The organism is Actinoplanes sp. ATCC 53533, assembly GCF_003947245.1.
The window spans coordinates 13,545-29,581 of record NZ_QHHV01000117.1; the positions used below are offsets into that span (position 1 = coordinate 13,545).

The window sequence follows — 16,037 nt, forward strand, 5'->3', positions numbered from 1 at the left end:
TCTCAGCCGCCGGCCGGCTGTGCGCCGCCGGAGCAGTCGCCGGCCGTCCAGGTGTCGTAGCGGATCACCCAGTTCAGGCAGAAGCCGCCCGCCTGCTGCTTGGCCAGGTCGCCGATCTGCGTGTCGACGTCGTCGCGCCAGTAGCGGGCGGTGCCGCCGTCCGGGGGACGGAGCTGGACGTTGTCCACGGTCACCGGGGGCACCACCACCCGGGCCGGGCGGCTCGAGTCGACGTGGACCTCGACGTACTGCTCGACGTACGCGCGGGAGCCGACCGGCAGTTGCTGCGCCGTCAGCAGGTTCCACCGGTTGTTCCACCAGAGCCAGGCCTGCCAGACGTTGTTCCCGTCCGTGTGCAGGTCCAGCCAGAGCTTGTCGCCCGGCCTCAGTTCGTACTGGTCGTAGAACTGCCAGGTCTTGGTGTTCGTGTTGAAGGTGTAGATGTGCTGGCGGCCGGCGCCGGCCCAGCCGGTCTCCGCCCAGCCCGCCTCCAGCCAGGCGATCGAGCCGCCGCCCATGTCGCGCTTGACCATGAAGCGGCCCGCCACGAAGTCGTACGTGTTGCGCCGGACCGCGCCGTCCACGACCGCGATGCGGCCCGAGACGCCGCCCCACTCCCCGCCGGTGCCCGCGCCCAGGTGGTGGTAGCCGCTCGGGGTGGCGAACTCGCGCATCCGGTCCAGCCGTACGCCGGACTCCAGGATCCGCCCCGCCGTCCGGCAGGCGTTGCGGGCGTACCGGCCGGCCGGCTCGGTAGGTGGTGTGACAGACGCCTCACCGCGTGGGCAGGCGGGCAGTCGTTCCCGGTGGTGTGAGGCCGCCGGAGCGGCCGCGGCCAGCGCCGTGACCAGGCCAACCAGGGCACACCATCGCGCCACGGACCGGAACTTCAAGCCGCCCACCTCGCCCCTGACCAGCGCGGAAACCAATCCGTAGCTCAACGCGGCAGGTGATCCCCGGTGACGGTTCCCGCCCCCTGATCACCTGTCATCCCGTGGTGCGAGACTGGGAACATGGCTGCGAAGGGCTTCCCGTACCACGATCTGCAAGGCTTCATCTCGGCCCTGGAGGCCGCCGGCGAGCTGCGCCGGGTCCGCGTACCGGTCGATCCGACGCTGGAGATCAGCGAGATCGTCACCCGGACGGTCCGGGCCGGCGGCCCGGCCCTGCTCTTCGAGCGCCCGACCCGCGGCGAGATGCCGATCGTCGTCAACCTCTTCGGTACGGAGAAGCGGATGGCGATGGCGCTCGGGGTGGATTCGCTCGACGACGTCGGCAACCGGATCGGCTCGCTGATTCAGCCGGAGTTGCCGGTCGGCTGGTCCGGCATCCGCGACGGCATCGGCAAGGTGCTGCAGCTCAAGTCGGTCCCGCCGAAGAAGGTCAAGAGCGCACCCTGCCAGGAGGTCGTCCTCCGTGGCGACGAGGTCGACCTGGACAAGCTGCCCGGCCTGCAGGTCTGGCCCGGCGACGGCGGCGTCTTCCACAACTACGGGCTGACCCACACCAAGCACCCGGAGTCCGGCAAGCGCAATCTCGGCCTCTACCGGCTGCAGCAGCACTCCAGGAACACCCTCGGCATGCACTGGCAGATCCACAAGGACAGCACCGCGCATCATGCCGTGGCGGAAAGAAGAAACGAGCGGCTGCCCGTCGCCGTCGCGATCGGCTGCGACCCGGTGGTCAGCTATGCGGCCAGCGCCCCGCTGCCCAGCGACATCGACGAATACCTGTTCGCCGGCTTCCTGCGCGGCGAACGGGTGGAGATGGTCGACTGCCTGACCGTGCCGCTGCAGGTGCCCGCGCAGGCGCAGATCGTGCTCGAGGGCTATCTGGAGCCGGGGGAACGGGCGCCCGAGGGGCCGTTCGGCGACCACACCGGCTTCTACACCCCGGTCGAGCCTTTCCCGGTGCTGCACGTCGAGTGCATGACGATGCGCAAGCAGCCCATCTACCACTCGATCGTCACCTCGAAGCCGCCGCAGGAGGACCACGGCCTCGGCAAGGCCACCGAGCGGATCTTCCTGCCCCTGCTCAAGATGCTGATCCCGGACATCGTCGACTACGACATGCCGGCCGCCGGCGTCTTCCACAACTGCGTGATCGTCTCGATCCGCAAGCGCTACCCGAAGCACGCGCAAAAGATCATGAGCGCCATCTGGGGCGCGCACCTGATGTCGCTCTCCAAGCTCATCGTGATCGTCGACGAGGACTGCGACGTGCACGACTACCACGAGGTGGCGTTCCGGGCGTTCGGCAACGTCGACTACGACCACGACCTGGTGCTCACCCAGGGCCCGGTCGACCACCTCGACCACGCCTCCTACCAGCAGTTCTGGGGCGGCAAGGCGGGCCTCGACGCGACCCGTAAGCTGCCGACGGAGGGCTACTCCCGCGGCTGGCCGGAAGAGATGACCATGGCGGACGAGGTGGTCTCGCTGGTCGACAAGCGGTGGAAGGAATACGGAATTTAACGCTTCCCGCAGGTAAGTCTGGGGGATTTCCAGCTCGGACCGCATCCGGTCCACCGTCCCGGTAGGAGGCGATCGAATGTCTGACGTCGTCGGCACTGGCACGGACACGTGGACGTCGGCCTCAAGGGATCCAGCGCAACACCTGACGGGACGCTCACAGTGACGACCATCCACCTTGACGGCGGATCGACTATCCCTGACCCGCCCCGCAGGGGTTCCGTTTCCTCCCCACGGCTAAAGCCGGGGGTTTCCACGGAAGGAAATCTATGACGGCGGTTGCCGCAGCCCCGGAGCAGCCGGGCAAGGTCAAGTCGTTCCTGAAGCTGGTGGCGATCGAGCACTCGATCTTCGCGCTGCCGTTCGCCTACCTGTCCGCGCTGGTCGCCATGGATCGCGACGGCACCGGCGTGCACTGGGTCGACCTGCTGCTGGTCACCGTGGCGATGGTGGCCGGGCGGACGTTCGCCATGGCGGCCAACCGCATCCTGGACCGCAAGATCGACGCGCAGAATCCGCGCACCCAGAACCGGGAGCTGGTCACCGGCGCCGTGAGCGTGCGCACGGCCTGGACCGGCGCGGCCGTGTCGCTGGTCGTGCTCTTCCTCGCCGCGGGCCTGCTCAATCCGCTCTGCCTGGTGCTCTCGCCGCTCGCGGTGATCCCGCTGGTGATCTACCCGTACGCGAAGCGCTTCACGAATTTCCCGCACTACGTGCTGGCGCTGGCCCAGGCCGTCGCGCCGGTCGGCGCCTGGCTGGCGATCACCGGCACGTTCGACGGCTCGGGACCGGCCTGGTTGCTGGGGGTCGCGGTCGGGCTCTGGATCGGCGGGTTCGACATCATCTACGCCTGCCAGGACGTGGAGGTCGACCGGCGGATCGGGGTGCATTCGACCCCGGCCCGCTTCGGGGTGCGCACGGCGCTGCACATCTCCACCGTCACGCACGTGCTGACCTTCGCGCTGTTCGTCTGGTTCGGCCAGGTCGTCGGCCTGGGCTGGCTCTGGTGGATCGGCCTGGGGTTGACCGCGGTCGCGTTCGGCTATCAGCACGTGGTGGTCACGCCGGCCGATCTCTCCAAGGTCAACCGGGCGTTCTTCACGGCCAATGGCTTCGTGGGCATCGCGTTGTTCCTCTTCGCGCTCCTCGACCTGATCCTGCGGTAAAGCGGATGAGAATCCCCTGGATCGTCGGCGTTTCGGGAGCGTCTGGCACGCCCTACGCCAGGGCCGTGCTGTCGGCGCTGCTGGACGCCGGCGAGTCCGTGGACCTGGTGGTCTCCAAGGCCGCCCGGCTCACGCTGCTGGACGAGACCGGTGCCACCGTCCGGGACGCGCACTGGAAGGACGACGTGGCGGCCTGGCTCGGCCGCGACCTCGGCGACCTGGCCTACTGGCCCGCGAGCGACCTGGCAGCGGGGCCGAGCAGCGGCTCGTACCCGGCCCGGGGCATGGCGGTCGTGCCCGCCAGCACGGCGGCCTGCGCGGGCATCGCGATCGGGCTCTCCAAGGACCTGCTCCAGCGGGCCGCCGAGGTGAACCTCAAGGAGCGCCGCCGGACGGTGATCGTGCCCCGGGAGACCCCGGTGACCCGCAGCCACCTGGAGCACCTGATCGCTCTGCACGACGCCGGGGCGGTGGTCCTGCCCGCCAGCCCCGGCTTCTACGGTGCCGGGGCGCAGGCGACCGCCGGGCAGCTGGTGGACTTCGTGGCGGGCAAGGTGCTGGACGCTCTGGGCGTGCCCCACGAGCTCTTCACCCGCTGGGCGGGCGAATTGGGCTCGGGGCGGTAGGACGCCGCCGCGCGTCAGCGCAATCCGTTGGGTGGGCCGTAGCTTTGCCCCGGATTGGTCGGCCCGCCGTTTCGCGGTCGGTTGGCGGCGTCGTCCTCGCGCATCTCCTCCACCACACCGTCGCCCTCGAGCAGCGCGCGCACCTCCGACTCGCGGAACCGGCGGTGGCCACCCGGAGTGCGGATGCTGCCGATGCGTCCGGCGGCTGCCCAGCGCGTGACCGTCTTCGGATCCACCCGGAACAGCGCGGCCACCTCCCCGGGCGTCAGCAGTCGATCTCCTGTGTCCACGGCCCTCTCCTCGCGTCGTGTTGGAGCGCCGTTGGTCACAGTGAGTGTCGGCGTGCTCGATCGGGACGTAGTGCCATTAGAGCATCGCCAAAAACAGCAAGTCGCTGAAATGCGGAAAAAGCCCCGATTGCGACGTTGACCATTATCCTTGCTCCGTCCGGCGCTCCACGCCCGCTACCGGGCGTGAGGTACCAGGAAGTGTCGCACTAACCTCTGAAGCCATGGACGCCATCGACCTGCGCCTGATCGACCTATTGCGGGAAAACGCCCGCTCCTCCTACGCGGAACTAGCCCGGAAGGTGGGACTCTCGGCGCCCGCGGTGCATGAGCGGGTGGGCAAGCTGGAAGCCGCCGGCACGATCCGGGCGTATCGCGCCGAGGTCGAGCACGAGGCCATCGGGCTGGGTGTCACCGCCCTGATCGGCATCGTCGAGGACTCCGGCGCGGACACCGACGACGTGTTGTCCGCGCTGCGGGTGATGCCCGAGATCGAATCCTGCTATTTCATGGCGGGCGTGGAGTCGTACCAGCTCACCGTCCGGGTCGGCACGATCGCCGAGCTGGAACAGCTGATTGTCCGGATCAACCGGACCCGGGGGGTGGCGTCGACGCGGACGGCGATCGCGCTCTCCACGAAATGGGAGAACCGGCCCCAGCCCGGCCTCGACCCGGCGGTAGGTTAGACCATGGAACAGCACAACCGTTGTGACGACGCCGCGCGCGAGTGGGCCCGCGACGCGATCGCGCTCGTGGAGGCCGACGCCAACCGTTCGGCCGACACCCACCTGTTGCCGTTCCCGCTGCCCCGGTCCTGGGGCGTCGACCTCTATCTCAAGGACGAGTCGTCGCACCCCACCGGTTCGCTCAAGCACCGGTTGGCCCGCTCCCTTTTCCTGTACGCCCTCTGCAACGGCTGGATCGGGCCGCACACCCCCGTTGTCGAGGCGTCCTCCGGCTCGACGGCGGTCAGCGAGGCATACTTCGCCCGGATGCTCGGCCTCGAATTCATCGCGGTGATGCCGGCGAGCACGTCGCCCGAGAAGATCTCGCTGATCGAGTTCCAGGGCGGTAAATGCCACCTCGTCGCCGACCCGACGGCCGTGGTGGCGGCGGCCCGCACCCTCGCCGGCGATCTCGGCGGTCACTTCATGGACCAGTTCACCCACGCCGAGCGGGCCACCGACTGGCGGGGCAACAACAACATCGCCGAATCCATCTACCTGCAGCTCAGCCTCGAGCGGCATCCCGTACCGGCGTGGATCGTGGTCGGTGCCGGCACCGGCGGCACCAGCGCGACCATCGGCCGGTACGCCCGCTACCGGCGGCTGGACACCAAGCTGTGCGTGGTCGACCCGGAGGGATCGGCGTTCTGGCCCGCCTACCTCGCCGGCGACTGGACGATCACCACCGGTCGCGGCTCGCGGATCGAGGGCATCGGCCGGTCCCGCGTCGAGGCCTCCTTCCAGCCCGCCGTGGTCGACCGGATGATGCGGGTGCCGGACGCCGCGTCGCTGGCGGCGATGCGGGCCGGCACGGCGGTGCTCGGGCGCCACCTCGGCGGCTCCACGGGCACGAACCTGTGCGGCGCGTTCGCCCTGATCGCGGAGATGCTGGCGGCCGGGCGCAAGGGCTCGGTGGTCACCCTGATCTGCGACGGCGGCGAGCGGTACGCGGACACGTACTATTCAGACGTGTGGATCACCGGCCAGGGCATCACTCTCGAACCACACCTGGCGGCGATTGACACGTTCCTGGCCACCGGCGTCTGGCAGCCTGCCTGACATGGGGGCAGCGCCGCGACGGCGGAGCTGGGAGGATCTGGGTCTTATCACGGGTTTCGGGTTCGAGGAGCGCAGTGCACGACGCTGAGGAAGGCCCCGCCGCACCGGATCTTCCGGCCGCGGCGACCGCCCCACCGATCCCGTCCCAGCGGGCCATGCCGCCCGGCCTACCGGCGCCCGGCCCGTGGGGCACGCCGCCCGGCCCACCGGCGCCCGGCCCGTGGGGCACGCCGCCCGGCCCGTGGGGCACGCCGCCCGGCCCGTGGGGCACGCCGCCCGGCACGTTCGTTCCCGGGCAGCGGGCGCCGCTGCCCAGCGAGCTCTTTCCGTCGACCCACCCGCTTTCCCCGGCGCCCATCGAGGTCGGCGACCTGCCGCCGCTCAGCCTGGTGCCCGGCACGGCCCCGCTGCCGCTCCCGCCGATGCCCCGCAGGCGAGGCCGCGGCCTGCTGATCGGTGCCGCCCTGGTCGCGGCCCTCGCCGTCGGCGCCGGCTTCGTCTACGTCAACCGCGCGCCGCTGCCGTTCAACGAGCGGGCCGCTGCGGCCGGGCCGGAGCCCACCGCCACGCGGACCCCCCTGACGCCGGCCGAGGCCGCCAACGCGGCGCTGAAGGCCCAGGCGACGGCCCTGCTGGACAACAACGAGCAGGGCTGGCTGGCCGCGGTCGACCCGGGCCAGGCCAAGCTCCGCGCGCGATACCGCTCGATGTTCCGGTCGCTGCGCGGCCTCGGCGTCAGCCACTTCGTCTACGAGACCTCCGTCGACCCGCTGAACGTCAAGCGCGGCACGATCGACGTGACCGCCGAGATCGCGTACTGCTTCAGCACCGACAAGTGCCCGGAAGAGAAATACAACCAGTCGAACGGCCCGCCGACCATCACCCAGACCCTGACCCTCAAGAAGGCCGGCAGCCAGTACGTGATCTCCAAGCTCACCGCGCGGAAGAGCCGGCAGCGCCAGCAGCCCACCCCGTGGGAGTCCGGCGACCTGGTCTTCCTGTCGGGTGAGCGGGTCACCGTGGTCGGCGGCCGCGGCGAGCGGAAATACTTCAAGCAGGTGCTCGCCGCCGCCGAGAAGGCCGCGATCGTCAACGACCGCTTCGCCGGCCTGGTCGGCAACCCGCAGCGCAAATACCGCGTCTACGTGGCCGGCGCCAAGCAGTGGAAATCCTGGTACGGCGGCATCACCGACAAGTGGGTGATCGGCTATGCGATGCCGCTCAGCGACTCGGGCAGCGACGTCGTGATCAACATCTCCGCGGTGCGCGGTGACAGCGAGGTGCTCGCCACCACGATGCAGCACGAGCTGGGCCACGTCGTGACCCTGGGCGGCGCCTACCGGACCAGCGGCGGCAGCGGCGACATGTGGCTGGAGGAGGGCATCGCCGAATACATCGGCTGGTATCCGAGGTCGGCCACGGACAGCTGGCGGCGCTCGGCGGTCCGCTCCCTGCTCGACAGCGGCAAGCGCCCGAAGTCGATCGCCGCGCGAGCCCCGGCGGACAACGCCAGCCCGAACGCGAGCGACGCCTTCTACGGCCTCGGCCACTTCACCGCCGACTGCCTGGCCCGCAAGTACGGCCAGGGCGCGCTCTTCACCTTCGTCCGGCTCTATCTGCGGGAAAACCGCGACCTTGACCCGGCGTCCCGGGAAGCGTTCGGCAAGCCGTTCGCGACGGTCGACAAGACCTGCATGGCCTGGATCCGCGACAAGGTCTAGCGGCGGCTCAGCCCGTGTTTCGTACGTGGGCCGGGCTGCGGCGGGCCCACCTACGAAACGCGGCCTAGCCGACCCGCTCGGCCAGCCCGGGATAATCCACGACGAAGCCGTCGTCGTCCACCGCGAGGTCGGCGCTGAAGGTCTCGTTGGCGAAGCGCACCCGCCCGTCGCCCAGCGAGGTGTAGATCTGATCCGCCTGCACGATCTCCAGGCTGGGCAGCAACACCCACGCGACACTCACCCGGTGCGCGACCATCGGCTCGGCCTTGAGCAGGTCGAGCCGCCGAATCGGCAACGTGTTGGTCAGCGGCGAGCCGGTCAGATCGACGTCGAGGGCTCCGAACAGCAGGTCCGGATCCTCGGTGCCGGGCAGACCGGCCCCGGCATGACCGGCGGCGGTCAGCGCCGCATCAAGATCACCCCGCTCGCCGGTGACGGCCCGCCAGCGCCCGGCCTCGGACTCCAGGCGCAGCGTTCGGCTCCAGCCCGCCCCCTCGGTGCTCACGTCGAGGGCGGTAGTGACCCAGTCCGGGTCGGTCCGCAGCTCGTAGCGGGCGCTGTAGGGGATCGGATCGACGGCGAGGGCGGAGCCGCGAGCGTGCAGCCCGGCCCGCGCGTCGACCAGCGCATGCTCGGCTCCGGCGGTGTCACGACGATCCCAGAACAGTGAACCCGGCAGAACGGCCATGCTCGACCATAACCCGCTCCCGTGCCCCGGTGAACCACACCGCAACGGCGAAGGCCCCGGCGCATGGAGCGCCGGGGCCTTCGTCGAGTGCGGTGGATCAGTGAGTGTGCGCCGGGCGGCCGGTCGAGTAGCGGCCGCTGCCAGTCTCGCGCCGGTCGTTGCGGCTGGGCTCACGCCGGAAAGCAGCGGGCCGGTCGCTCAGGTTGCGCGCCGTACGGTCGCCGAAGCCCTGCTGGCGTTCGGCGAACGAGCGGTCACCCGACGGCCGGTCGCCACCGGCGGCCGGACGGTCACCGTAGGAGCGGTCGCCCGCCGGACGGTCGCTGTACGTGCGCTGCTCGCCACGGGGGCGGTCACCGAACGAACGGTCCCGGTCGCCGAACGAGCGCTGCTCGCCGGTGCGCGGGCGGTCGCCGCCGCCGGCGAAGCTGCCACGGGGGCGGTCGCCGAACGAACGCTGCTCGCCGGTGCGCGGCCGGTCGCCGTAGCTGCTGGCGCCGCGGGAACGGTCGCCGTAGCCACCACCACTGCGCTGCGGCCGGTCGCCGAAGCGACGCGGGCGGTCGCCACGCTCACGCGGCTCGGGCTCGATCTTCACCGGCACACCACTGGGCTCACGCGCCCCGGTGACCTGGGCCAGGCCCTCGTCACCCAGGCGCACGCGCAGCTCGGCCGGCGTGACGCCCGCCTTGAGCATCATCGACGCCGTGGTGCGGCGCTGCTTGGGCAGCACCAGCGTCACGACCGCGCCGGACTCGCCGGCCCGCGCGGTGCGACCAGCGCGGTGCAGGTAGTCCTCGGGTCCTTCGGCGGGTCCACGTGCATGACCAGCGAGATGCCGTCGACGTGGATGCCGCGAGCCGCGACGTCCGTGGCGACCAGCACGTTCGTCCGGCCTTCCTTGAACTCGGCCAGCGTGCGGGTGCGTACCCGCTGGGTCTTGCCGCCGTGCAGCGCGCCGGCGCGCACGCCGACCGCCGCGAGCTGGTCGACCAGCCGGTCGACGCCCATCTGGGTGCGGGCGAAGACGATGGTCTTGCCCTCCCGGTTGGCGATCGAGGCGGTGATCGGGAACTTGTCGTGCGGCGGGATCAGGAGCATGTGGTGCTCCATGGTGGACACGCTGGCCTCGGCCGGGTTGGTCGAGTGCGTGACCGGGTCGTGCATGAACCGCCGGACCAGCGCGTCGACGTCGCCGTCGAGCGTCGCCGAGAAGAGCAACCGCTGCGCGTCGGCCGGGGTCTTGGACAGCAGCTCGGTGACCTCGGGCAGGAAGCCCATGTCGGCCATCTGGTCGGCCTCGTCCAGGACGGTGACCTCGATGGCGTCGAGCCGGCACGCGCCGCGCTCGATCAGGTCGCCGAGGCGGCCCGGGGTCGCCACGATGACCTCGACGCCGCGCCGCAGCGCGTCCATCTGCCGGTCGTAGGGCACGCCGCCGACGGCGGTCTTCAGGAAGACGCCGACCGAACGGCCGAGCGGCGTCAGCGCGTCGGCCACCTGCATGGCCAGCTCGCGGGTCGGCACCAGGATCAGGGCCTTGGGCTGGTGGGGCAGCGCCCGGCCACTCTTGGCGACGCGCGCCAGCAGCGGCAGGCCGAACGCCAGCGTCTTGCCGGAGCCGGTCTGCCCACGGCCGAGCACGTCCCGGCCCGCGAGGGCGTCGGGCATGGTCGCGGCCTGGATCTCGAACGGCGTGGTGATGCCCTCGCGGCTCAGCACTCGGACGAGCTCGGCGGGAATGCCCAGCTCGGCGAAGGTCGGCACGGCGGGGGTGGGGATCTCGACGGCCTCGACCTCGTGGGTCTCGACCTGCTCCACCTCGGCCTCAGGGGTGACCTGAGCGGCCTCGGGAGCTGCGGTGCCGGGGGTGCCGCCGGACTCGGCGGGAACTTCGAAGACGGACGGGAACGTGCTGGGATCAGCGAAAGTGGTCAAGAGAACCTCTCTACGGGGGCGCATGCTCGCGTATGGCCCGCCGCGGCTACCAACAGCCGGCCGCTGAAATGACCGCAAGAACGCCCGTGGCGTGCGCCTTGAGGGCACGCCAGGTTAATTACTTCCATCAGTGTACGGGTCAACGTCCTGGACCTTGCCCGCATTCCGCGCCGGTAGTGGGCAGGCTCACCCTTCGGCGCAACCTCGCCAGCTTAGGTGGATTTGCGCCGAGCGACAACTCACTGCTTGAAAACGCCACCGATCATGTTGCTGAAGGCGTCGCCGACGGTGAAGAGGAAGAGCACGCTCACACCCACCAGAACGAGCAGCACGATCAGCATCGCCACGACCACCTTGACGTTGCTGCGCCGCTGGTGGGTGTCGGGCCCGTCGCGCCAGCCCTGGGCCAGGATATGCCCGGTCAGCGAACCGGAGTTCTCCACCGGGTTGACGTTCACCGGCATCGTCATGTCGGCCGGCGCGTAATCCGCGAGACCGCCGTAGACGGTGCCCTGCCCGCGCTGCTGCGGCACGGCGGCGGGCTGTCCGGATCCCGACGCGGCGGAACCCGAGCCATAGGTCGCCGGACGGGCGGGCGGGGTGCTCACCTGAGCCGCCGGCCCGCCGAACGGCTGCCGGGTCCCGCCCGATGCGCCTACCCCGTACGGGGTCGAGCTGTTGCCGCTCGGCGCGGGGCTGCCGTACTGGCCGGAGGGTGCGGTGAACGGTGTCGTGTGGTTGGCGCTTGGGGGCGGGCGTGCCGTATTGGCCGGGAGGTGGTGGCGGACGGCGTTGTGTGGTTGGCGCTTGGCGGCGGGCTGCCGTACTGACCGGAGGGTGCGGTGAACGGCGTTGTGTGGTTGGCGCTTGGCGGCGGGCTGCCGTACTGACCGGGAGGTGTGGCGGACGGCGTTGTGTGGTTAGCGCTTGGGGGCGGGTTGCCGTACTGGCCGGAGGGCGCGGCGGACGGTGTCGTGTGGTTGGCGCTCGGCGCGGGGCTGCCGTATTGGCCGGCGGGTGCCGCGGACGGCATCGTGTAGGCCGGGAAGGAGCCGGGCGCGGTGGCGCCACCGGCGCCGGCGATCATCGGCGGCCCCGGAAAGGGCGCCGGCGGCGGGCCGGGCACGGGCGAGGGCCCCGGTCCGGGCGGGACCGGCGACGGTCCGGGACCCGGGGGCACGGGGCTCGGGCCGGGGCCGGGCGGTATGGGGCTCGGGCCGGGGCCGGGCGGAATCGGGCTCGGGTCAGGACCCGGCGGGATCGGGCCGGGCGGCGTCGGTGTGGGCCCCGGGCCGGGCGGGGGAGTCGGGTGCGGGGTCGGCAGCGGCGCGGGCTCGGGCCGGGTGGGCTCGGGCTTGGCCGGGGCGGGCTTGGCCGGCTCCGGGGTCGACGGCTCCGGCAGGCCGGGGTCCGGGGCGGGCGGCTCCACGCCGGGCTCGTCCGAGGCGGCGCCTTGCGGCTTTCCGGCCGCGCTGCCCGCTGAGCCGGCGGCACCGGACTGGCGCGGCCGCTCGCCGACGCTCATCCAGCTGACGACGGGCTGCTCCGGGGCGTCTCTGTCGTTGCTCGCGGCAGCCTCGCCGGCGGCGTCCGAGCTGCCGGGAGTAGGGGTGGGGTGGTCTGCGCTCGGCTTGCGGCCGCCGTAGACCTTCGCCTGGGCGCTCGGCCAGGTCGTGGCCCGGACACCGGCCGGGTCGATCGAGCCGGGCACGGTGGCGCGGGCCGCATTGGCGCTCGGCGCGACCGAAACCGGCCGGGTAGCACCGCCGAGGCCGCTGGCGGACCCGGAGACGGCGGCCCGTCCGCTGCTCGCACCGCTGGTCGGGGCCGCGCTGATCGGGGCCGCGCTGATCGGGGCCGCGCTGACCGGCGCCGAGGCGCGATCGCCCGCCGCCGCCGATCCCGGCGTGGCTCCGCCGGGCGAGCCGCTGGCGGGAACCGCGCTGACCGGCGGGGACGCCGATGCTGGGCCGGTCGATGCTGGGCCGGTCGATGCTGGGCCGGTCGACGCTGGGCCGGTCGATGCGGGGCCGGGGGAGGCCGGCTTGGTCGCGTCGGAGCCGGACGCGGGGGCCCACAGCGCACCCGCCGCGGGCGGCGGGGGCAGCTCGTATCCCTGATCGTTCTGCGGCCCGGCGCTGCCCGCGGGCGTCCGCGCAGCGGGCGGCGTCCTGCCGTCGCTGTCCGGTTTCGCCTGCTGCTCGTCCATGGGTCCTCCCGATCGCCGTCACCCCGTGCCGACGCCATGCCGGACGTCGGGCAGACCGATTGCCGGGCGCCTGGTAACTACCGTGCCACATCAGCGCTCATGAGCGCACCCGGCGTCAAGCGGTCCTGCCTGAAGATCATGACTGGCGAGGGTGGTGTGCGCTAGGACCCGGCCGACTTCGAGACGGCGGCTGCCTCGGCGGACGCCGACACCGACTTCGATGTCGAGCTGCTCGTCTCTTCCTTCGTCGGCGTGTTTTCCGCCGTGCCCTCCGGCGACGTCGGGTCGGTCGCCGGCGTCGTGGTGACCGGCGTGGCTGCGGTCGGCGGCGTCGTCGTCGGCGGCGTCGTGGCCGGGGTCGTCGGCTGGGTGGTCGGGGCCGTCGTGGTGCCGGTGGCCGGCGGCTTGGTGGTCGGCTTGCTGGTCGGCGTCGTCGCCGGGGTCGTGGGCGGCTTGGTTGTGGGCGTGGTCGGCGGCTTCGTGGTGGTGGGGGGCTTCGTCGTGTTGTGGTCGCTCGGCTTTTCCGGATCCGGCGAGCCCAGGTCCGGGCCCTGCACGGTGCCTTCGATCGAGCCGTAGATGCGGGTCGCGCTGAACAGCCGGGTCCAGCGGACCGGGACCAGGCGCACGTTGAGGCCCGTGCGCGGCGCCTCGACCATCATGCCCTTGCCCGCATACATCGCCACGTGGTGGATCTGCTGCCAGCTGCTCGACGAGCTGAAGAAGAGCAGGTCGCCCGGGAGCAGCGAGTATCGGTCCACGACCCGCTCGCGGGTCTGGTAATACTGGTCGCGTGACACCCGGGTCAGCTTGAAGTCGCCGGCACCCGGGGCGCGGTAGGCCGCATACATCAGGCCGGAGCAGTCGAACTTGTCCGGGCCCTCCTCGGACCAGACGTAGGGGTCGCCGCGCTGGGCCAGCGCATATCGCAGCGCGGCGATGGCCCGGGGGTCGGCGCCGCGGCCGGCGTTCTCCCCGGCCAGGTAGCCCGCGCCGGCCTGCGCGTCCTGGGCCGCCTGGGCGGCGTCCGCGGCGGCGATCTCGGCGGCGTGCTCCTGCTCGAACTTCTGCTGGGCGGCCGACTTCTTGGTGACTGCCAGCTGCAGCTTGTCGCGTGCGGCGGTCAACGTCGCGAGTGACGCGGAGGCGGCCTGCTGCTCGGCGAGGGCGCCGGTGTAGGCGCTCTGCGCGATGGAGAGCTGGCGGCTGGCTGCCTGATGGGTCGCGGAGTCGCCGCGGTTGATCCGGGCGAGCGAGTCGAGATCCGACAGGCCGGAGCCGATCGAGCCGGGCGGCATGGCGGCCGCTTCCCGGATGGCCAGGGCCGCCGCGTTCGCCACCTCGGCCTGGGCCTGGGTGACGGCGACCGAGGACTGGGCGACCTTCTGGCCCGCGTCGGTGACCTGCTGGGTGACGAGGTCGACCTCGGCCTGCGCCTTGGTGAGCTGCTCACCCAGGGCCGTCAGCTCGGTGCGGCCCTTCTCGATCTTCGCCATGATCGGCGTCAGGACGACACCGGGTGTCGAGACCGGGGTGGTCGTGGCCGGCGCGGTCGGCTGGCCGGGCAGCACGAACGCGCCCTGCGGCAGTGGGCGCGAACCGGTGTCGGGAACCGCGGGCGCCGGCGGCACGGCCGGGGGCGCGGCGGATGCGGGCAGCGGGCTGAACAAGGCAGCGATGGCGGCGGCAGTCGCGGCAGAGCAGGCCAGCGGTCGCCACCACGCGCGCAACCGCGGTGTACGTCCGCTTTCGTCCTGCCGCTTCATCGACATGCGCTCCCCGTCTGCGGTCGTCGCCCCGCCACCGCTTGTCGTCCTTCTAAGGTCTTACCCCAACCAAGGCACGGATGTCGATTGATTGGGGATGAGAGGACCCTGTGAATCGTAGTCCCGCAGATGTGATCCGTGCCGCCCGGCAGCCGCCGGATCTCCTGGCTGTCGGCCTTCAGTCGGATCAAGCGCGGCGGTGGGGTGGTCGGCTGGGCAGAGGCAGGACGTACGCTCGACGGCGAGCGAAGGTGAAGGGGGCGCACACATCATGCCGCAGATGGACGTCGGGCTGAAGCGCGAGCTGGAGGCCAAGGTCTACGCCGGCGAGCGGTTGACCCGCGAGGACGGTGTCGCGCTCTACGAGTCCGACGATCTTGCCTGGCTGGGCCGGCTGGCGCACCACAAGCGCACCGAGCTCAACGGCGACCGGGTGATGTTCAACGTCAACCGGCACCTCAACCTCACCAACGTCTGCTCCGCCAGCTGCGCGTATTGCTCCTTTCAGCGCAAGCCAGGCGAAAAGGACGCCTACACGATGCGCATCGACGAGGCCGTCCGCAAGGCCAAGGAGATGGAAAACGAGCAGCTCACCGAGCTGCACATCGTCAACGGCCTGCACCCGACGCTGCCCTGGCGGTATTACCCCAAGGTGCTGCGCGAGCTGAAGGCGGCGCTGCCCGACGTCAAGCTCAAGTGCTTCACGGCCACCGAGGTGCAGTGGTTCGAAAAGATCAGCGGCCTGCCGGCCAGCGAGATCCTCGACGAGCTGATGGACGCCGGCCTCGAGTCGCTCACCGGTGGCGGCGCGGAGATCTTCGACTGGGAGGTCCGCCAGCACATCGTCGACCACAACTGCCACTGGGAGGACTGGTCGCGGATCCACCGGCTGGCCCACTCCAAGGGCATGAAGACCCCGGCCACGATGCTGTACGGCCACATCGAGGAGCCGCGGCACCGGGTCGACCACGTCATGCGCCTGCGTGAGCTGCAGGACGAGACCGGTGGCTTCGCGGTCTTCATCCCGCTGCGCTACCAGCACGACTTCGTCGACTCGGCGGACGGCAAGATCCGTAACCGGATCCAGGCGCAGACCACGATGGCGGCCCCGGCCGAGTCGCTGCGCACCTTCGCGGTGTCCCGGCTGATGTTCGACAACGTGCCGCACCTGAAAAACTTCTGGGTCATGCACGGCCTGTCGGTGGCGCAGCTCTCGCTGAACTTCGGCGCCGACGACCTGGACGGCTCGGTGGTCGAATACAAGATCACCCACGATGCCGACTCGTACGGCACGCCGACCACGATGCACCGTGACGACCTGCTCAACATCATCTGGGACGCCGGCTTCCAGCCGGTCGAACGCAACACCCGCTACGAGATC

13 protein-coding genes and 1 pseudogene are annotated in these 16,037 nt (G+C 71.2%); 8 read left to right on the top strand and 6 right to left on the bottom strand.

Going from position 1 to position 16,037, the window contains the following annotated elements; translation table 11 throughout:
* Positions 1–2 precede the first annotated feature (2 nt).
* The gene (locus tag DMB66_RS33860) at positions 3–893 is read right to left on the bottom strand and encodes a hypothetical protein (protein ID WP_233625038.1); all 891 of its coding nucleotides are present in this window, start codon (positions 891–893) and stop codon (positions 3–5) included.
* Positions 894–1,013: 120 nt separating this feature from the next.
* Between DMB66_RS33860 and DMB66_RS33865 the strand changes: the two genes are divergently transcribed.
* The 3 genes from DMB66_RS33865 to DMB66_RS33875 all read left to right on the top strand — a co-directional run bounded on the left by DMB66_RS33865 (position 1,014) and on the right by DMB66_RS33875 (position 4,263).
* Positions 1,014–2,474, top strand: a complete 1,461-nt coding sequence (locus tag DMB66_RS33865; RefSeq protein ID WP_125808199.1) for a menaquinone biosynthesis decarboxylase — start codon at positions 1,014–1,016, stop codon at positions 2,472–2,474.
* Between the two features lie 266 nt (positions 2,475–2,740).
* Positions 2,741–3,637 (top strand): menaquinone biosynthesis prenyltransferase MqnP, encoded by an 897-nt coding sequence (mqnP, locus tag DMB66_RS33870; RefSeq protein WP_125808200.1) that lies wholly within the window; start codon positions 2,741–2,743, stop codon positions 3,635–3,637.
* 5 nt (positions 3,638–3,642) lie between these two features.
* Complete coding sequence (locus DMB66_RS33875; RefSeq protein WP_125808201.1) at positions 3,643–4,263, top strand: UbiX family flavin prenyltransferase; 621 nt, start codon at positions 3,643–3,645, stop codon at positions 4,261–4,263.
* Positions 4,264–4,277: 14 nt separating this feature from the next.
* Here DMB66_RS33875 and DMB66_RS33880 read toward each other — a convergent pair whose 3' ends face one another.
* Positions 4,278–4,553: a BldC family transcriptional regulator gene (locus DMB66_RS33880; RefSeq protein ID WP_125808202.1), complete on the bottom strand. Its 276-nt coding sequence runs from the start codon at positions 4,551–4,553 to the stop codon at positions 4,278–4,280.
* Between the two features lie 221 nt (positions 4,554–4,774).
* On the opposite strand from DMB66_RS33880, the gene DMB66_RS33885 reads away from it, so the two are divergent.
* From DMB66_RS33885 to DMB66_RS33900, 3 genes are all read left to right on the top strand, one after another.
* Positions 4,775–5,236 carry an Lrp/AsnC family transcriptional regulator gene (locus tag DMB66_RS33885; RefSeq protein WP_125808203.1) on the top strand — a complete coding sequence of 154 codons (462 nt, stop codon included), beginning with the start codon at positions 4,775–4,777 and terminating at the stop codon, positions 5,234–5,236.
* 3 nt (positions 5,237–5,239) lie between these two features.
* Positions 5,240–6,334, top strand: a complete 1,095-nt coding sequence (locus DMB66_RS33890) for a PLP-dependent cysteine synthase family protein (RefSeq protein ID WP_125808204.1) — start codon at positions 5,240–5,242, stop codon at positions 6,332–6,334.
* Positions 6,335–6,408: 74 nt separating this feature from the next.
* Positions 6,409–8,055, top strand: coding sequence for a hypothetical protein (locus DMB66_RS33900; protein WP_158647466.1), 1,647 nt, complete (start codon positions 6,409–6,411; stop codon positions 8,053–8,055).
* A gap of 64 nt (positions 8,056–8,119) precedes the next feature.
* Here DMB66_RS33900 and DMB66_RS33905 read toward each other — a convergent pair whose 3' ends face one another.
* The 3 genes and pseudogenes from DMB66_RS33905 to DMB66_RS64295 all read right to left on the bottom strand — a co-directional run bounded on the left by DMB66_RS33905 (position 8,120) and on the right by DMB66_RS64295 (position 11,289).
* The gene (locus DMB66_RS33905; RefSeq protein ID WP_199752777.1) at positions 8,120–8,743 is read right to left on the bottom strand and encodes a putative glycolipid-binding domain-containing protein; all 624 of its coding nucleotides are present in this window, start codon (positions 8,741–8,743) and stop codon (positions 8,120–8,122) included.
* A gap of 97 nt (positions 8,744–8,840) precedes the next feature.
* Positions 8,841–10,705, bottom strand: a pseudogene (locus DMB66_RS33910) (DEAD/DEAH box helicase).
* 215 nt (positions 10,706–10,920) lie between these two features.
* On the bottom strand, positions 10,921–11,289 hold the full coding sequence (locus tag DMB66_RS64295) for a hypothetical protein (protein ID WP_233625039.1): 369 nt from the start codon (positions 11,287–11,289) through the stop codon (positions 10,921–10,923).
* Between the two features lie 1,065 nt (positions 11,290–12,354).
* On the opposite strand from DMB66_RS64295, the gene DMB66_RS62885 reads away from it, so the two are divergent.
* The gene (locus DMB66_RS62885) at positions 12,355–12,801 is read left to right on the top strand and encodes a hypothetical protein (RefSeq protein WP_199752778.1); all 447 of its coding nucleotides are present in this window, start codon (positions 12,355–12,357) and stop codon (positions 12,799–12,801) included.
* A 250-nt stretch (positions 12,802–13,051) separates the two neighbouring features.
* On the opposite strand, the gene DMB66_RS33925 is transcribed toward DMB66_RS62885, so the two are convergent.
* Positions 13,052–14,656, bottom strand: a complete 1,605-nt coding sequence (locus DMB66_RS33925; protein ID WP_233625040.1) for a C40 family peptidase — start codon at positions 14,654–14,656, stop codon at positions 13,052–13,054.
* Positions 14,657–14,936: 280 nt separating this feature from the next.
* Between DMB66_RS33925 and mqnE the strand changes: the two genes are divergently transcribed.
* Positions 14,937–16,037, top strand: a 1,101-nt coding sequence (mqnE, locus tag DMB66_RS33930; protein ID WP_125808207.1) for an aminofutalosine synthase MqnE, incomplete at its 3' end; no start/stop codon positions are given.